This window comes from Chryseobacterium phocaeense, assembly GCF_900169075.1.
GTDB classification, from domain to species: domain Bacteria; phylum Bacteroidota; class Bacteroidia; order Flavobacteriales; family Weeksellaceae; genus Chryseobacterium; species Chryseobacterium phocaeense.
In genome coordinates this window covers 2904867-2921779 of the sequence record NZ_LT827015.1, presented here as the reverse complement: position 1 = coordinate 2921779, position 16913 = coordinate 2904867, and the positions used below count along the sequence as shown (strand labels likewise).

The following is a 16913-nucleotide window of genomic DNA, read 5'->3' as shown; positions in this document are numbered from 1 at the left end:
ATGAAAAATATATTTAGCTTATTAGCAATTGTAGGTGTATGTTCTCTGAGCAATGCTCAAGTGAGTCTTAACAACGGTATGCAGACCAGTATCAACAACTCGAATGCTGCGATTGATTTAAGTAGTACTTTTAGTACCGAAGCAGGAGCTGGCCCTAACCAGGGTAAAGGGGTTATTATCCCAAGTGTTGACCTTGTTAATTTTGAATTTGATCTAACTTTAGCAGACGGAGCAACGTTCCCTACCTTCTTTGACGGTATGTTGGTTTACAACAATGCTACAGGTACTACGCTTACAGCTGGTAACAGATCTTCAACTGCAACACCGGTTGTTCCTGGATATTATTATTTCTATAACCCAAATGGATCTACCAACTCTAATGTAACTGCAGGGGTATGGAGACCAGTAGGGGGCGGTAATCCAAAATTTGATGTAACGACTGCAGAAACTGCCACCAATACGCTTGTAGCTAGTAAGCAGGTTTATGCTGTAAAAGGTACATTTACTGCCAGCGGAACTTCTACAGCAGTTAACATTCCTGCTCCAACAGGTATGACGGCTTTGTATGGTATCACCATCTATAAAGCAGGTACAAACACTGTTTATGATAGAAGCTTGTATTCTTATACCATTGCTACCAGTGCAGGAAATGCTATTACAGGTTCACCAAGCATGTCAGTTGTATATCCTAACGGAACGTATGACTATGTAATTGAATACTTAAAATAAGAAATTCTTATTGATATAAATTAAAACCAATGACCAGTTCATTGGTTTTTTTGTTTTAATATGAAAGGGTAATAAAATAAGTACTGCAATCAATCATAACAGTTTTCAGACTGAGAATAGAGGCAAGGGCTTATTGATTGATAAAAAAACTAAATTGACAGATACGTTCAGTTTTATAACTGGTTAAAAAATTTAGGATTGTAGTGTTTTATTTTTAATGATGTCAAAGGGATGAAATTGCAATGGCATATATTTTGGATATTTAAATAAATTGTTAAAAGTTTATGATTAAATTACTATTAGATCATCCCCAGGTAGCCTGAGTGATGATTTACAATGCTAATAAACACATCATATCTTAACATTTTTAGTTTTTAAAATTATTTTAAATGAAATCTGAAAATTCTGCAAAATATATAAAATACTGATTATCAATTAATTAATATTTTTAAATTTTCCATTTTTACGACAAAAAGTTAATTATGTTAACTTTTAGTTCTTTTTTTTAACATTTTTTAACAGTACTATCTAAAACCCCTGTTAATAGGAGGTTACAGCGTTTGTTAACATATAATTTTGTTTTCGTTAACGGTTTTTAACATATGGAGTAGGGACTTTACAACATTCCTTATACTTTTGCTCCGTCAAAACCAATAAAATTCAACATGATGAAAAGATTCATTCTCGTAATCATAATGATGATTTCAACCTTGGGTGTTTACTCTTTTACAGCAAATACCTTAGATGCGAAGAAAACAAGTTATGCATCGTACTACCACGATAAATTTAATGGTAGAAAAACAGCAAGCGGAGAGATCTTTAGTAACTCAAAGTTCACCGCTGCAAACAGAACGCTTCCGTTTGGGACTAATATTAAAGTTACCAATCTGAACAATGGAAAGCAGGTGATAGTAAGAATCAATGATAGAGGACCTTTCCATGCATCAAGAGCATTAGATATTTCTAAAGCTGCGTTCGATGAAATCGGAGATATCAGTCATGGTACCATTCCGGTGGAATATGAAATTGTCGATTAAACCTTTATGATTTAAAATGTAAAAGCCAGCTGATTCAGCTGGCTTTTTGTATGGTGTAATAGTATGTTTTTATACATCCAGTTCTACTAAAGCAGGACAGTGGTCGGAATGTACGGCTTCCTTTAAAATAACCGCTCTGGAGAGCTTGTCTTTTAACGGATAGGTGGCAAAATTATAATCCAGTCTCCAGCCTTTATTGTTGGCTCTGGAATTCTGCCTGTAGCTCCACCAGGTATAATGGTCCGGTTCATTATTGAAAAAGCGGAAACTGTCTATTAATTCGCACTCCTCGATAAAGCTGGTCATCCATTCTCTTTCCATCGGTAAAAAGCCGGATACATTCTTTAAACGTACCGGATCATGAATATCAATAGCCTGATGGCAGATATTAAAATCACCGGAAATAATAAGATTGGGAATCGTCTTTCTCAGTTCCCTGATGTAAGCCAGGAAATCATGGCAGAACTGCATCTTAAATTCAAGCCTGTCAATATTGGTGGCGGAAGGAACATAGACAGAAATAACGGAGTAACCATCAAAATCCGCCCGGATGATCCTGCCTTCATTATCATAGCTTTCAATACCGCAGCCGTGCTCTACATGATTCGGTTTGATTTTTGAGGCAATTCCGACCCCGCTGTAGCCTTTTCGTACCGCAGAATGCCAGTAGCTGTGATAACCGGCTTTTTCAAGGCTTTCAATATCGATCTGGTCATTTCCGGCTTTGCTTTCCTGGATGCAGATGATATCCGGATCTGCCGTCTTCAGCCAGCCCAGAAAATCTTTGGTAAAAGCAGCTCTGATTCCGTTGACATTATAAGTAATTAACCTCATGAGTTCTGTATAAATATTTTAGAGTGTTCGTTATAAACATTTGTTTTTGCTAAGATAGGAACTCTTGAAGACTATTAAAAGGACTGCAAAAAAAAAGAAGCGGCAAAAATCGAAAGATTTTTGCCGCCCCGGACCCAAATTTATAAACTATGAAAAGACTATTTGGGTTCTAAAATACTGATCGGAATAATACATTCCTCCAATGAGATTCCACCGTGCTGGTAGGTTTCTTTATAATAATTTACAAAATGATTGTAATTCTTCGGATAGGCCAGGAAAATATTATTCTTTGCAAAAATATATTTCGAGCTTAGATTTCCTTTCGGAAGGAATAACTTCTCCGGGTTGGTGATGGCCCAAACGTCGCTGTCGTCATAGGTTAAACTTTTTCCTGTCTTGTAACGGATATTCGTGGATGTTTCACGGTCTCCAACAACCTTGCTCGGTTTTTTGACATACACCGTTCCATGGTCTGTAGTGATTACAAGTTTATAACCGTTTTCTGCCGCAGATTTAATAATCTTAAGCAGTGAAGAGTTCTCAAACCAGTTAAGGGTAAGGGACCTGAACGTTTTATCATCACGGATCAGCTGGTCTACAATGTGATTGTCTGTTTTAGCGTGCGAAAGGATATCGATGAAGTTATAAACAATCACCAGAAGGTCATTATTCTTATGCTGGTTGAAATCATCGTAGATTTTCCTTTCAAAATCCGCGTTCAGGACTTTCAGGTACTTCATGGATTTGGATCCAAGACCGATTCTTTTCATCTGGTCTTCCAGGAAGTCACGCTCAAACTCATTTTTATTTCCTTCCTCATTATCATTGAACCATTTATCCGGAAAACGTTTCTCAATCTCAGACGGCATCAGGCCTGCAAAAAAAGAATTTCTTGCATATTGGGTAGCGGTAGGAAGGATGCTGTAATAATAATCCTCCGAAATTTTGTTGTAATATTTTGTAAATAATGGCTCTATAACTTTCCACTGGTCATAGCGCAGATTGTCCACCATCAGAAGCAGAACTTTCTCTTTTTCTACCTCCGGTTTTACTTTTTCCTTAAAAAGCGTATGGCTCATCAAAGGTTTATCCGGGTCTGTAAGCCAATCTTCGTAATTTTTTTCAATGAATTTTGCAAACTGAATATTCGCTTCTTCTTTCTGAGACTGCAGAAGATCCGAGAATTCATTGTCCGCTACCTTATCGAATTTAATTTCCCAGCTGAGGATCTTCTTGTAATATTCCGCCCAGTCTTGGTATGTTCTCAGGTAAGAAAGTTCCATGGACAGGTTTCTGAATTCCTGCTGGTACTGAAGAATTGTTTTTTGCTCCACCAGGTTGTCCTGCTGAAGATTTTTCTTTAATGACAATAAAATCTGGTTTGGATTTACAGGCTTAAGGATATAATCTGCGATCTGCGAACCGATTGCTTCTTCCATGATATGCTCTTCCTCACTTTTGGTCACCATCACAATCTTTAATGAATTGTCTTTCTCTTTGATCATGGGAATGGCTTCCAGTCCGGAAATTCCCGGCATATTTTCATCAATAAGCGTTAATGCGAATTTTTCCGAATCCATCAGTTCGAGGGCTTCGTTCACGTTGTTAACAGGAGTTACCTGATAACCTTTTTTTTCTAAGAATACGATATGGGGTTTGAGTAAATCTATTTCATCATCTATCCATAATATCTTTTCCGACATAATTTATTTTTTTACATGGTTATTGCATCAAATTGTTGACCAATTCCTTTTAAATTCTCACAAATTAGAGAAGATAAAAGTTAAATATTAGTTAAATGAAATTCACCTTTTTAATGCTGAAATTCAATTTATTTAAAAACCGGTCTTTATATACTCCAAAGCTCTTTCCAGAACCTCGTCTTTTCCTTGCTGTACCCCTTTTACAGTGGGCTTTATAATAATATCGGGAACAATCCCGATTCTCTGGGTTTCTCTTCCGTCCGGATAATACGCGCCCAATCCCGTAAAACAGGTATCCAGATCGGCGATTTTAAATCTTATAACGTCACCATTGGCTCCTGAAGTATGGCTCCCGATCACTTTGGCTTTCGGATGCTGTTTGAACATCATTGTGGTGGTCTCCGCCTGACTTTGCGTACTGCCGTCTACAAGGACAATTACATTACCTTTATAATAATCAGGATTTTTCCTTCCGATACTGTTTTTTGAGCTATAGAATTTACTCAAATAATCCGTCTCCGGAAAATTAAATTGATAATAAATTGATTTCTCAGGAAGAATCATTCTGCTTAAAGGAATAATGGTCTGTTTCGGGTAATTTCTGAGATCGAAAATAATGGATGCAGCAGATCTTAAATCCCTGTACATGTCATCCAGATCGCTTCTTTCAATAATTCCCATATTCACATAGCCTGTGTTCTTACCGGCATCCAGAAAATGCCACTTTTGCTGTACTGCAGGTTTTTCCAAAATAATATCTTTCAGCAGGTAGGTTTTAACCGTCAGAGGAATATTCTCCCCGTTGCGCTCCACTTTAAGAGCAAGAGAATCCTGATTGCTGAAAAGAAACAGGCTTTTTACTTTATTGACCTTCCCCCAGGAATTGGAGGCCGGGACATATTTTCCAAAACTATTGACCATTTGAGGAATAGTCTTTCCATTAATATCATAAATAATATCTCCCACTTTTAAAGGGATTTCTTCATCAAATCTGGTGGTATTGATTGCCGTCACCACAAGTTTTCCTTCAACATAAGTATAGGCTACAGGAATCTTTCTTCTCCCGTATTGATACGAATTGATCATTGGCGAGTACAGGAAGGCGTGAGAATCATCAACCTTTGTGACCAGTTCCGCAAGTGTCAGATGATAGTTTTCATCATTGTTAATCCTGAGAAATTTAGGAATCATTTCTGTTAAAACATCATTCCAGTTCTGATCTGTGAGGTATTTGTACGGAAAAAAATATTCTACAAAATTCCAATATCTGAAAAATTCCAATAGAGCGGTTTGGTTGGTTGTAAACTTTGAACCGTACGATTTTTCGTTTTTAAAATAAACTTTTCTTCCACCAATTCCGAAATAATGGTTGCTGCCAATATTTCTGTTGTTTTGGATAAAAAGAAGCTGATCACTGACTTTTTCGCTGAAAATATTCTTGTTATTAATCCATCCTAAATCAAAGTTTCTCAAAAAATATACTTTCTCTTTATTTTCCTTTGAACATTTTTTACAGACATCAACCTTCCCGAGACTGCTGATCCATTCAAAATAAAATTTATTCAGTTGTTCTTTATCATGAATATTATTAAGTTCATCCATTTTCCTGAAAAGCTGCTGGTCCCAGTCAAGATCTCCTTTTGCAACCTCAGGATGATAGTATTTTAAAAACCCCCAAACCCTGCATAGTGATTCCAGTTTTTGAGTTTCGGTTAATGCCTGAGCGGAAAAATATAAGCTGAAAAAAAATAAGATGAAAAGAGAAGTTTTCCTCATTAAGCTGTGATGGTTATTTGCGATACCAAAGATATATTTTTAAAATAGAATATAGTGAAAAGCGTATACATAAATCATAGATTCTTCATTTAAAATTTAACTTCCAATAGCCACAATCATATGTGAAAATCTGTGTCATCTGTGTGAAAAATCAACCACAAAAACCACAAAAATTTTTAAACATCTTTGGGAAAAATTAAAGGTGAAATTCTTTAACATCAATTTAATGACCTCTAAAATCAAAAATCCCTAACTTTGTATACCAATATCAATGTTTCAATGCAGAACAAGCTAAAGATCATCAACGATCCCGTTCATGGTTTCATCAGAATTCCACACGAAATTTTATTTGACGTTATCCAGCATCCATACTTTCAGAGATTAAGGAGAATCGGGCAGACAGGACTTCTGAATCTGATTTTTCCGGGTGCCACGCATACAAGATTTCATCATGCGCTGGGAGCCATGCACCTGATGTTTACCGCATTGGAAACCCTTCGCCAGAAAGGAATCAAGATCTCGGAAGAAGAAGAAAAAGGAGCGATGCTGGCGATCCTGCTGCACGACATCGGGCACGGACCGTTTTCCCATGCGCTGGAAAATATGCTGATGGACGACTGGCATCATGAAAAGCTTTCATTACTGCTGATGCACAAATTAAATGAAGAATTTGAAGGGCAGCTTTCCGTAGCTATTGAAATGTTTCAGGGGAAATACCACAGGAAATTTTTCAACCAGCTGATTTCCTCCCAGCTTGATGTAGACAGACTTGATTATTTAAACCGGGACAGTTTTTTCACCGGTGTTTCGGAAGGAAATATTAATACGCAGAGAATTATTTCCATGATGAATGTCTGCAGTGAAGGAGAGCTGGTGATTGATGCAAAAGGGGTGTATTCCATTGAAAATTTCCTTACAGCAAGGATGTTTATGTACTGGCAGGTCTATTATCATAAGACTTCGGCGCTTGCAGAATTTCTTTTGGTTAAAATATTGCAGAGAGCGAAGTACCTCGTGTCGGAAGGAATGGATCTTCCCGCAGGTGAAAACCTCCGGTATTTCCTGAACCGTGGGAAAAGTTCAGCCACTGATGAAGATATTTTCCGTTTTACCCAGCTTGATGATAATGATATAATTCATGCCATGAAATCCTGGCAGGATTCGGATGACTTTATTCTTTCTTACTGGTGCCGGTGCGTTATTCAGAGAAACCTTCCGAAAACGATTATTTCAACCCGTCCTTTCGAGCAGGAATTCATTGAGGAAAAAATAAAAAAGACCAATGAATTTTTTGGAATTGATAATGGAATAGAGCTTGTACATGAAATTAAAAGAAAACTACTGCCTTATGACACCGAAAAACAGCCTATTTACCTGCTTACGAAAAGCGGTGAAAAAATAAGGCTTGAAGAGTCGCAGGACCAGCTGTTGTCCGGGCTTGTGGTACATAAGACAACAAGGTATATTCTTACGTTTCCAAGAGAAATATCTCAGATAATTTCTTAAATAATCTTAAAATTCACGTTCCTAAAATCAAAAAATGTTTGCGAATTACAGAATTTCTTATCTTTGCAGAATATGGAATTTACAGCTTCGCAAATTGCAAGTTTTATTGACGGACAGATAATAGGCGACGAAAGCACGGTTATTACAGGAGTTTCACCAATTGAGAATGGTGAATCAGGACATCTTTCTTTTATAGCACAGGATAGATTTTCGCATTTTTTAGATACCTCAAAATGCTCCGTTATTATTGTTTCGGAAAAACTTATAGATAAAGTTAATTATAATCCTACCTTAATTGTCGTAAAGGATGCCTACCTTTCTTTCCAGATTTTAATGAATCTGTACCAGGAAATGCAGGGCCGGAAAGAAGGAATCGAAAATGGTTCCTCTATTCATGACACCGCTGTGGTGGGAGATAGAGTATACATCGGGGCATTTACGTATGTCTCTGAGAAAGCTAAAATCGGAGAAGGTTCACAGATTTATCCGCATGTATATATCGGTAAAGGAGTAAAGATCGGTAAGAACTGTAAAATAGACAGTGGTGCCAGAATTTATGACTACTGTATTATAGGGGACAATTGTGTAATTCATTCCAATACGGTAGTAGGAGGTGACGGGTTTGGTTTTCAGCCTACAGCAGAAGGATTTAAAAAAATTCCCCAACTTGGAAACGTCATCATTGAAGACGATGTGGAGATCGGCTCAAACTGCAGTATAGACAGGGCTACCATTGGTTCTACCATCATCGGGAAAGGAACGAAGATCGACAACCTGATCCAGATTGCCCACAATGTGAAAATAGGGCAGAACAACGTGATTGCAGCACAGGCCGGAATTGCAGGATCTACCACCATCGGAGACTGGAACCAGATCGGCGGTCAGGTGGGTGTAGTGGGTCATATTAAAATTGGCAACCAGGTGAAGATTCAGGCGCAGAGCGGTGTGAATTCCAGTGTAGGTGACAGGGAGACCTTATACGGATCTCCGGCAATAAGCTACAACGACTATCTTAGAAACTATGTACATTTCAGGAATTTCACTGAAATTGTAAAGAGAATAAATAATCTTGAGAATACCTCAAAAGATAAAACTAATGAGTGATATGCAAAAAACACTCCAGGAAGAAGTAACGCTTTCTGGAATTGGCCTTCATACCGGTAAAGAAGTAAAACTTACCATTAAACCTGCTAAAGAAAATACAGGTTTTGTGTTCGTAAGAACAGACCTTGAGGGGCATCCTCAGGTAGAAGCTGATGTTAATTATGTAGTAGCCACAGAAAGAGGAACAACATTAGAAAAATTAGGCGTAAAAATTACTACCTGCGAGCACCTTCTGGCGGCTTTGGTAGGATGTGATATTGATAATGCCATTCTGGAAATGGACGCTTCCGAACCTCCGATTCTGGACGGATCTTCAAAATTCTTTGTTGAAGCTATTGAAAGCGTAGGTATTACAGAGCAGAATATTGCCAGAGAATATCTGGTGATCAAAGAAGTTCTGAGCTATGCAGATCCGGCGTCGGGATCAGAAATTACCATTATTCCTTCAGATACTTATGAAGTGACTACCATGGTAGATTTCGGAACCAAAGTTTTGGGAACCCAGAATGCTACCCTTAAAAATATTTCAGAATTTAAAGACGAGATCTCTTCTGCCAGAACATTCAGCTTCCTGCATGAACTGGAAATGCTTTTGGATCACGGATTGATCAGAGGGGGAGATATTTCGAACGCCATCGTATATGTAGATAAGGATCTTACTCCCGATACTACTGAAAAACTGAAAAAAGCATTCGGAAAAGACAATGTTTCTATCAGACCGAATGGTATTCTGGATAATCTGACATTAAACTATCCTAATGAAGCTGCAAGACATAAATTACTCGATGTAATAGGAGACCTTGCTTTAGCGGGAGTAAAAATAAAAGGAAAGGTGATTGCAAACAAGCCTGGACATTATGTGAATACACAGTTTGCAAAAAAATTAAACCGTCAGTGGAAATTGCAGAAGAAAAAAAATGTTCCGGATTTTGATTTAACCAAAGAGCCGGTATTTGATATCAACGGAATTATGAAGCTCATGCCTCACAGACCTCCGTTCCTATTGATTGATAAAGTTCTTGAACTTTCAGATTCCCATGTGGTAGGTCTGAAAAATGTGACGATGAATGAACCGTTCTTCGTAGGGCATTTCCCTAAAGAGCCTGTAATGCCGGGTGTATTACAGGTAGAAGCTTTAGCACAGACAGGAGGAATTCTTGTATTGGCAAGTGTTCCGGATCCTGAAAACTATTCCACTTATTTTATTAAAATTGATAAAGTGAAATTCAAGAGAAAAGTAGTTCCTGGCGATACTATGATTTTCAAAATTGAATTGATAGAGCCTATCAGAAGAGGAATTGTACACATGCAGGGGTACGGATATGTGGGAGATACTGTAGCAGTAGAAGCAGAACTAATGGCTCAAGTCGCAAAAAATAAAGTTGATTAAATGATTCATCAATTAGCCGCCGTAGATAAACGTGCAAAAATCAGCAAAAACGTTATTGTAGAACCGTTTACTACAATTGCAGGAGATGTGGAAATTGGAGAAGGCAGCTGGATCGGTCCCAATGTTACCATTATGGATGGAGCCAGAATAGGAAAAAACTGCAGGATTTTTCCCGGAACAGTTATTTCAGCCATTCCTCAGGATCTCAAGTTTGACGGCGAAGATACTCAGGTGATCATCGGCGACGAAACCACCATCAGAGAATGCGTTACTGTAAACAGGGGAACAAAAGCCTTAGGTTTTACAAAAATCGGTAAAAACTGCCTCATTATGGCAACTTCACATATAGCCCACGACTGTGTCATCGGTGATCATGTGATTATCGTTAATGGCTGTGGTATTGCCGGGCACGTGGAAATTGGTGATTATACGGTGATGGGCGGCCTTAGTGCTGTTCACCAGTTTGGAAAAATCGGAAAGCACGTGATGATATCAGGAGGTACCCTGGTAAGAAAAGATATTCCGCCCTACGTGAAAGTGGCGAGAGAGCCTATGTCTTATGCCGGAATCAATTCTGTAGGATTGAGAAGAAGAGGATTTACCAATGAGAAGATTTTCGAAATCCAAAAGATCTACAGAGCTATTTTCCAGATGAAGATGAACGTTTCACAGGCTATTTCACATATTGAGAAAGAAATGCTTCCTACTGCGGAAAGAGATGAGATCCTTCAGTTTATCCAAAACTCTCCTAGAGGTATTGTGAAAGGCTACGGAACCGGAAAAGACAGTAACTCTTAATCCAATAAAACCCATAAACACACAACATATGAAAAGCTTATTATTAATTCTTGCCGTTTTGTCTTCAGCAGCAGTTTGGGGACAGCAAAAAAACAGTTCAGAATCAAAGGCTGAGAAAAAGCCTTCAAGACCTCTTATTGAAAGAGTCAGGACTCAGGATAATGATAGTATTGCTAAAAAAAATGTTGGAAGTTTCATGCAGAAGAGCAAATACAGCGATTCATACATGAATCCTATACAGAATAATTCAACGGTTCAGCAAAATGTAAATCAGCTGCAGCAGAATAATATGAACTTTAATACCACAACCAACGGTTCATTTATTTCACCATCCGGTAAGGTAGTAAATCCAGGCGTGATGGGGAACCAGAGAGTTCCGGGGTCTACATCAGTAGGAGTCCCTATTTTTAAAACAAAATAAACAGTAAAATAAATTAATGGCAACAAGTAACGATATCAGAAAGGGACTTTGCATTGAGTACAGTAACGATATTTTTAAAGTAATCGAGTTTCTTCACGTAAAGCCGGGTAAAGGTCCTGCATTCGTAAGAACAAAACTAAAGTCAGTAACCAACGGGAAAGTAATCGATAATACGTTCTCGGCAGGTCACAAAATTGACGAAGTAAAAGTAATCACGAGAAAGTTCCAGTATCTTTATGATGATGAGAACGGGTTCCACTTCATGAATAATGATGATTTCTCTCAATTATATCTGAATAAAGAAATGATTGAAAACGCTCAGTTTATGAAAGCTGGGGAGGAAGTAACCATTATTTTGAAAGAAGTAGACGAAACTCCGCTTTCTGCCGAACTTCCTCAGTCCGTATATCTGGAAGTTATTGAAGCTGATCCGGGAGTAAAAGGAAATACAGCTACCAACGCTCTTAAAAACGCAATCGTTGAAACAGGAGCAAGAGTAATGGTTCCTTTATTCATTGAGCCGGGAGACAAAATTAAAGTGAGCACAGAAGACGGAAGCTACTTAGAAAGAGTAAAATAATAATTAAATGTACATAAATTCGGTTTGCATCAGCAGTCCGAATTTTGTTTTTATAAGAAAATCAAATTGTTATGAGATTTCATTCTCCGCAAAAGCTCAAAACTATTGCCGATTTAATAGGCGCGGAATTTGTTGGTCCGGAAGATTTTGAAGTACTGGGAACCAACGAGATCCACATGGTAAAACAGGGCGAAATTGTTTTCGTCAACCATCCTAAATATTATGACAAAGCACTTCATTCCGATGCTACCATCATTCTGATTGATAAAAAGGTAGATTGTCCGGAAGGAAAAGCTCTTCTGGTTTCTGATGATCCTTTCAGAGACTTCAACAAGATCAATACCCATTTTACAAGAATATACAATTTTACGGAAGAACTTCATGATGCTGAAATAGGAGAGGGAACCAGGATTCATCGCACTGCAGTGATCGGGAACAATGTGAAGATCGGCAAGAACTGCCTGATTTTTCCGAATGTGGTGATAGGCGACAGAACCGTAATCGGCGATAATGTGATCATCCAATCGGGAACTGTTCTGGGCGGCGACGCTTTCTATTACAGAAAACTGGACGGAAATTTTGACCGTCTGATCTCCGTAGGAAATGTGGTGATAGAAAATAATGTAGAAATCGGAAACAATTGTACAATTGACAGAGGTGTTACGGATTCTACCATCATTGGGGAAGGCTCCGTCCTGGATAATCAGATTCAGATCGGACACGATACGGTGATCGGTAAAAAATGTCTGATCGCATCTCAGGTGGGAATTGCAGGATGTTGTGTTATCGGTGATGAGGTGACCCTTTGGGGGCAGGTTGGCATCGCGTCCGGAAATAAAATCGAAGCAGGTTCTGTGCTTCTTGGTAAAACGGGAGTTAACAGGGATCTGAAAAAAGGAACTTATATCGGGATGTTTGCGGAAGATTTCAAAGGCTATCTGAAAAAAGAAGTAAAGCTGAGAAATCTCAAATAAACTATTCACTTGGTTTTGTCCGAAATCAAAGAAAAATAAGTAAATTTGTGAGCATTAATAAAATATTTAAATAAATTAAAACATCAATAAAATGTCAATTTTAGTAAACAAAGATTCTAAAGTAATTGTACAAGGATTTACAGGGAACGAAGGTACTTTCCACGCGGGCCAGATGATTGAATACGGAACCAACGTAGTAGGCGGGGTTACTCCGGGAAAAGGAGGATCTGAGCACTTAGGAAAACCTGTATTTAACACGGTAGCGGATGCTGTGGCAAAAGCCGGAGCAAACGTAAGTATCATTTTCGTACCACCTGCATTCGCTGCTGATGCGATCATGGAGGCTGCTGAAGCAGGAATCAAAGTGATCGTATGTATTACTGAAGGTATTCCGGTAGCAGATATGGTAAAAGTAAAATCTTATATCGCTGACAGAGACTGTAGATTAATCGGTCCTAACTGTCCTGGAATTATTACTTCTGATGAAGCTAAAATTGGTATCATGCCAGGTTTCGTTTTCAAAAAAGGAAAAGTAGGTATCGTTTCAAAATCAGGTACACTTACTTACGAAGCTGCTGACCAAGTAGTAAAAGCTGGTTTCGGTGTTTCTACAGCAATCGGTATCGGTGGTGACCCAATCATCGGAACTACAACAAGAGAAGCTCTGGAATTATTCATCAACGATCCTGAAACTGAAGCCGTAGTAATGATCGGTGAAATTGGTGGTGGATTAGAAGCTGAAGCGGCAAGATGGTACAAAGCAAGCGGATCTACTAAACCGGTTGTAGGATTTATCGCAGGACAAACTGCTCCAAAAGGAAGAACTATGGGGCACGCTGGTGCTATTGTAGGTGGTGATGAAGATACTGCTCAGGCTAAAATGCAGATCATGAGAGATAACGGAATAAACGTGGTAGATTCTCCAGCTGACATCGGTGCTACCGTTGCAAAAGTTTTAGGATAAAACATTACAATACAAACCAAAACATATGAAAAAACTTTTATTAACCGCAGCATTGACCCTTTCAACCCTGTCTTTTGCCCAGATTGATTTCAAAAGCACAAGATTTGGAGTCACGGCAGGTGGTAACTATTCCAGAGTAAGAAATGCCCATAACCCTTCCGGCCCGAGATTCGCATTTCAGGGCGGAGTTCTGGCACTGATCCCGGTGGGGAAAGCCAACCAGTTTTATATTCAGCCTGAGGTTGTTTATTATGGAGCCGGAGAAACCGGAAAAGATAAAGATTCTAAATCAAAAAGCGGTTATGATGCAGTATACGCTAACAACTACCTGAGTGTACCTGTTTATTTTAAAGGATATTTTTCTGAGGCAGAATCAGAATTCTTTGGAATGATAGGACCAAGATTTAACTTTCTGATGAGTCAGAACGTTAAAAACGCTCCGGCAGACAGACCGTATTATGATCCGGATTATGTTATTACAGGCTCTCAATATCCAGCCGGAGTGAGTGGAAAAGCAGCCAGCTTTAACTTTGCTCTTGGATTGGGAATAGGGTATAGTTATAAAAGACAGCTGGAATTAGCTCTTAAGTATGACTTAGGCCTTTCAGATACTTATCCTGATCTGGCTAAAGACAAAGGAGGTACTGATAAAAGCAAGTCTGAGCAGGTGATCAGCCTGAGCTTAAGCTACATCTTCAAATAGAATAATTAATATTCGCATAAAAAAATCCCGGAAATTTTAATTTCCGGGATTTTTTTATGCTGAAGCCTAAACCGCTAAAAAGCTGATTTGCAAATCAACCTCTTTGCTTTCTCAGCCCTTTCGCCTTTTCGCCTTTTTGCAATTTCGCCTTTTCACCCATAAATTAGCCCTTAATCCACTTCCAGATCTCCTTCAAGGTAGCTTTATTTCCATACATCAGGATCCCTACACGGTAGATCTTTCCGGCAAGGAATATCATGAAAACAGTAGTTCCCAGTAGTAAGGCAATAGACAATGCAATCTGCCATGCTGGAACCCCAAAAGGTATTCTCGCAATCATGGCAACCGGTGAGGTAAACGGAATAATAGACAGCCAGAAGCCCAAAGGACCGTCAGGATTGTTCATTAAAGAAAAACTTCCGTACATACCTAAGGTAAGCGGTAAAATAGCAAATAAAGTGAACTGCTGTGTCTCCGTTTCGTTATCTACTGCAGAGCCGATGGCTGCATATATGGAGCTGTAGAAAATATATCCCAGAAGGAAAAATACAATAAATACAAAAATAATCAGCGGAAAGTTCAGTTCCAGCAAACTGTGAGAAACCTGTGTAGCAATCTGCGTGATATCAAGTTTACTGGCAAGTTCCTCGTTGCCGCCGGGAATATTTTTTTGAAAAGATGAAAATCCGGTATTTAAAACCAGCGCTCCTACCACAGACATGGAAATCCAGATCAGGAACTGCGTTAGAGCCACCAGGGTTACCCCTAATATTTTACCCATCATCAGCTCAAAAGGCTTTACTGATGAAATAATGATTTCCACTACACGGTTGTTCTTCTCTTCAAGAACACTTCTCATTACCCTTACTCCATAAATAATGATGAACATAAATGTCACATACATTAATAGAATGCTTAACCCGCTTTTTACTCCAAAAGCAAGATCGGAATCTTCCTTATTGTTATCGGAAACATTGATGGTCTTAAGCGTGAAGCCCTGATCAAGACTGTTCAGCTGCGTTTCCTGAATGCCCAGCTGCTTGATTCTTTCCTTTCTGATAACATTGGTAATATCGGAAACAATTTTTTGCTTGGTATCAAAGCCCATCTTGGAATTCACAATAAGTCTCGTGCCGTTCTCTAGAGCGGTATAGTCATGGTCTTTCAGTTCAGGAAGAATCAGGATACCGTCCAGGGATTCGTTGTCTTTTAAATTATTGATCTTTGCTTTCTCATCAGCAGCGGAAACGATGACGTAATTCAGTTTGTCATCAGACTTCAGCTGGTCCCTGAAAAGCCCGCTTTTATCCACCACTTCAATAATGCTGTGAGACTCATTAGCTTTAAACATAAGCCCTATTACTGCTCCGAATGCGATTAATAAAACAGGAGCAAGCAATGTCAGTATAATGAAGGATTTTTTCTTAACCTGAGTCAGAAATTCCCTTTTGGTAATTAAAAAAATATTGTTCATAGAAATTAGGAATGATTGCTTACAGCATTAATAAACACTTCGTTCATGCTTGGGATTTTCTCATCGAATGACCTTACTTTTCCTACGTGTACGAGATCAAGCAGAATATCATTCTGTCCGCTCTCATTTTTCAGGTCAAAAGAAACCAGATTATTTTCATTGGAAAAATTAAAAATATCGTGGGTGTTTTTAAAATTTTCAAATTGAGCCTGATCAACCTCAGAAAGAGTTACTCCGAAAATATTCTTCTTAAACTTTTCCCTTACGTCGAACACCCTTCCATCGATGATTTTTTTAGAATTGTTGATCAGCGCTACATAATCACACATTTCCTCAACACTTTCCATTCTGTGGGTGGACAGGATAATCGTGGTTCCGTTATTTTTTAGATCGATGATCTGGTCTTTAATCAAATTGGCGTTCACAGGATCAAAACCGGAGAAGGGCTCATCCAGGATCAGAAGATGCGGACGGTGAAGAACGGTTACTACAAACTGGATCTTCTGTGCCATCCCTTTCGAAAGTTCCGAAAGCTTTTTCTTCCACCATTGGTCGATGTGAAGTTTGTCAAACCATTTTTTGGCTTCATTCAGCGCATCATTCTTGCTCATTCCTTTCAGCTCTCCAAAATAAAGGATCTGGTCTCCCACACTCATGTTTTTGTACAGACCTCTTTCTTCGGGCATGTAACCGATGTCCCTGATGTGCGCAGGGTTGAGTTTATTTCCATTGATGAATACATCTCCGGAATCCGCCTGGGTAATCTGGTTGATGATACGGATAAAAGAAGTTTTTCCGGCTCCGTTCGGACCTAAAAGACCATAAATACTGCCCTGGGGAACATGGATGCTGAAATCATCCAATGCTACTTTTGCCCCGGCACCATACGTCTTTCTGATATGTTCAGCTTTAAGCATTCA

16 protein-coding genes are annotated in these 16913 nt (G+C 38.7%); 11 read left to right on the top strand and 5 right to left on the bottom strand.

Annotated features, from left to right (window positions below; translation table 11 throughout):
• Nucleotides 1-729 (top strand): hypothetical protein, encoded by a 729-nt coding sequence (locus tag B7E04_RS19950; RefSeq protein ID WP_080780284.1) that lies wholly within the window; start codon nucleotides 1-3, stop codon nucleotides 727-729.
• A 665-nt stretch (nucleotides 730-1394) separates the two neighbouring features.
• Nucleotides 1395-1766 (top strand): septal ring lytic transglycosylase RlpA family protein, encoded by a 372-nt coding sequence (locus B7E04_RS19945; protein WP_062649291.1) that lies wholly within the window; start codon nucleotides 1395-1397, stop codon nucleotides 1764-1766.
• Between the two features lie 69 nt (nucleotides 1767-1835).
• Here the strand turns inward: B7E04_RS19945 and B7E04_RS19940 are convergent, their stop codons facing one another.
• The 3 genes from B7E04_RS19940 to B7E04_RS22315 form a co-directional block, all read right to left on the bottom strand.
• Nucleotides 1836-2600: an exodeoxyribonuclease III gene (locus B7E04_RS19940; RefSeq protein ID WP_080780283.1), complete on the bottom strand. Its 765-nt coding sequence runs from the start codon at nucleotides 2598-2600 to the stop codon at nucleotides 1836-1838.
• A 158-nt stretch (nucleotides 2601-2758) separates the two neighbouring features.
• Entirely contained in the window at nucleotides 2759-4303 is a 1545-nt protein-coding gene (gene porX / locus B7E04_RS19935) for a T9SS response regulator signal transducer PorX (protein WP_062649287.1), read from the bottom strand.
• Nucleotides 4304-4435: 132 nt separating this feature from the next.
• On the bottom strand, nucleotides 4436-6079 hold the full coding sequence (locus B7E04_RS22315) for a S41 family peptidase (protein ID WP_080780282.1): 1644 nt from the start codon (nucleotides 6077-6079) through the stop codon (nucleotides 4436-4438).
• A 279-nt stretch (nucleotides 6080-6358) separates the two neighbouring features.
• Between B7E04_RS22315 and B7E04_RS19925 the strand changes: the two genes are divergently transcribed.
• The 9 genes from B7E04_RS19925 (at nucleotide 6359) to B7E04_RS19885 (ending at nucleotide 14519) form a co-directional block, all read left to right on the top strand.
• The gene (locus B7E04_RS19925) at nucleotides 6359-7585 is read left to right on the top strand and encodes an HD domain-containing protein (RefSeq protein WP_080780281.1); all 1227 of its coding nucleotides are present in this window, start codon (nucleotides 6359-6361) and stop codon (nucleotides 7583-7585) included.
• Nucleotides 7586-7657: 72 nt separating this feature from the next.
• A complete protein-coding gene (lpxD, locus tag B7E04_RS19920; protein WP_080780280.1) occupies nucleotides 7658-8689 on the top strand; it encodes a UDP-3-O-(3-hydroxymyristoyl)glucosamine N-acyltransferase in 1032 nt (343 codons plus the stop codon).
• Entirely contained in the window at nucleotides 8682-10079 is a 1398-nt protein-coding gene (locus B7E04_RS19915; protein WP_080780279.1) for a bifunctional UDP-3-O-[3-hydroxymyristoyl] N-acetylglucosamine deacetylase/3-hydroxyacyl-ACP dehydratase, read from the top strand. Before lpxD ends, B7E04_RS19915 begins: the two co-directional genes overlap by 8 nt.
• Nucleotides 10080-10877 (top strand): acyl-ACP--UDP-N-acetylglucosamine O-acyltransferase, encoded by a 798-nt coding sequence (gene lpxA / locus B7E04_RS19910; RefSeq protein ID WP_062649277.1) that lies wholly within the window; start codon nucleotides 10080-10082, stop codon nucleotides 10875-10877. It begins immediately after the preceding gene.
• Between the two features lie 28 nt (nucleotides 10878-10905).
• On the top strand, nucleotides 10906-11298 hold the full coding sequence (locus B7E04_RS19905) for a hypothetical protein (RefSeq protein ID WP_080780278.1): 393 nt from the start codon (nucleotides 10906-10908) through the stop codon (nucleotides 11296-11298).
• A gap of 16 nt (nucleotides 11299-11314) precedes the next feature.
• Entirely contained in the window at nucleotides 11315-11878 is a 564-nt protein-coding gene (gene efp / locus B7E04_RS19900) for an elongation factor P (RefSeq protein WP_062649273.1), read from the top strand.
• Between the two features lie 71 nt (nucleotides 11879-11949).
• Nucleotides 11950-12852 carry a UDP-3-O-(3-hydroxymyristoyl)glucosamine N-acyltransferase gene (locus tag B7E04_RS19895; RefSeq protein ID WP_080780277.1) on the top strand — a complete coding sequence of 301 codons (903 nt, stop codon included), beginning with the start codon at nucleotides 11950-11952 and terminating at the stop codon, nucleotides 12850-12852.
• Between the two features lie 91 nt (nucleotides 12853-12943).
• Nucleotides 12944-13816, top strand: coding sequence for a succinate--CoA ligase subunit alpha (sucD, locus tag B7E04_RS19890; RefSeq protein ID WP_062649270.1), 873 nt, complete (start codon nucleotides 12944-12946; stop codon nucleotides 13814-13816).
• 25 nt (nucleotides 13817-13841) lie between these two features.
• A complete protein-coding gene (locus B7E04_RS19885; protein ID WP_080780276.1) occupies nucleotides 13842-14519 on the top strand; it encodes a porin family protein in 678 nt (225 codons plus the stop codon).
• A gap of 163 nt (nucleotides 14520-14682) precedes the next feature.
• On the opposite strand, the gene B7E04_RS19880 is transcribed toward B7E04_RS19885, so the two are convergent.
• Both B7E04_RS19880 and B7E04_RS19875 read right to left on the bottom strand, forming a co-directional pair.
• Nucleotides 14683-15993 (bottom strand): ABC transporter permease, encoded by a 1311-nt coding sequence (locus B7E04_RS19880; RefSeq protein ID WP_080780275.1) that lies wholly within the window; start codon nucleotides 15991-15993, stop codon nucleotides 14683-14685.
• Between the two features lie 5 nt (nucleotides 15994-15998).
• Complete coding sequence (locus B7E04_RS19875; RefSeq protein WP_080780274.1) at nucleotides 15999-16910, bottom strand: ABC transporter ATP-binding protein; 912 nt, start codon at nucleotides 16908-16910, stop codon at nucleotides 15999-16001.
• Between the last annotated feature and the right edge of the window lie 3 nt (nucleotides 16911-16913).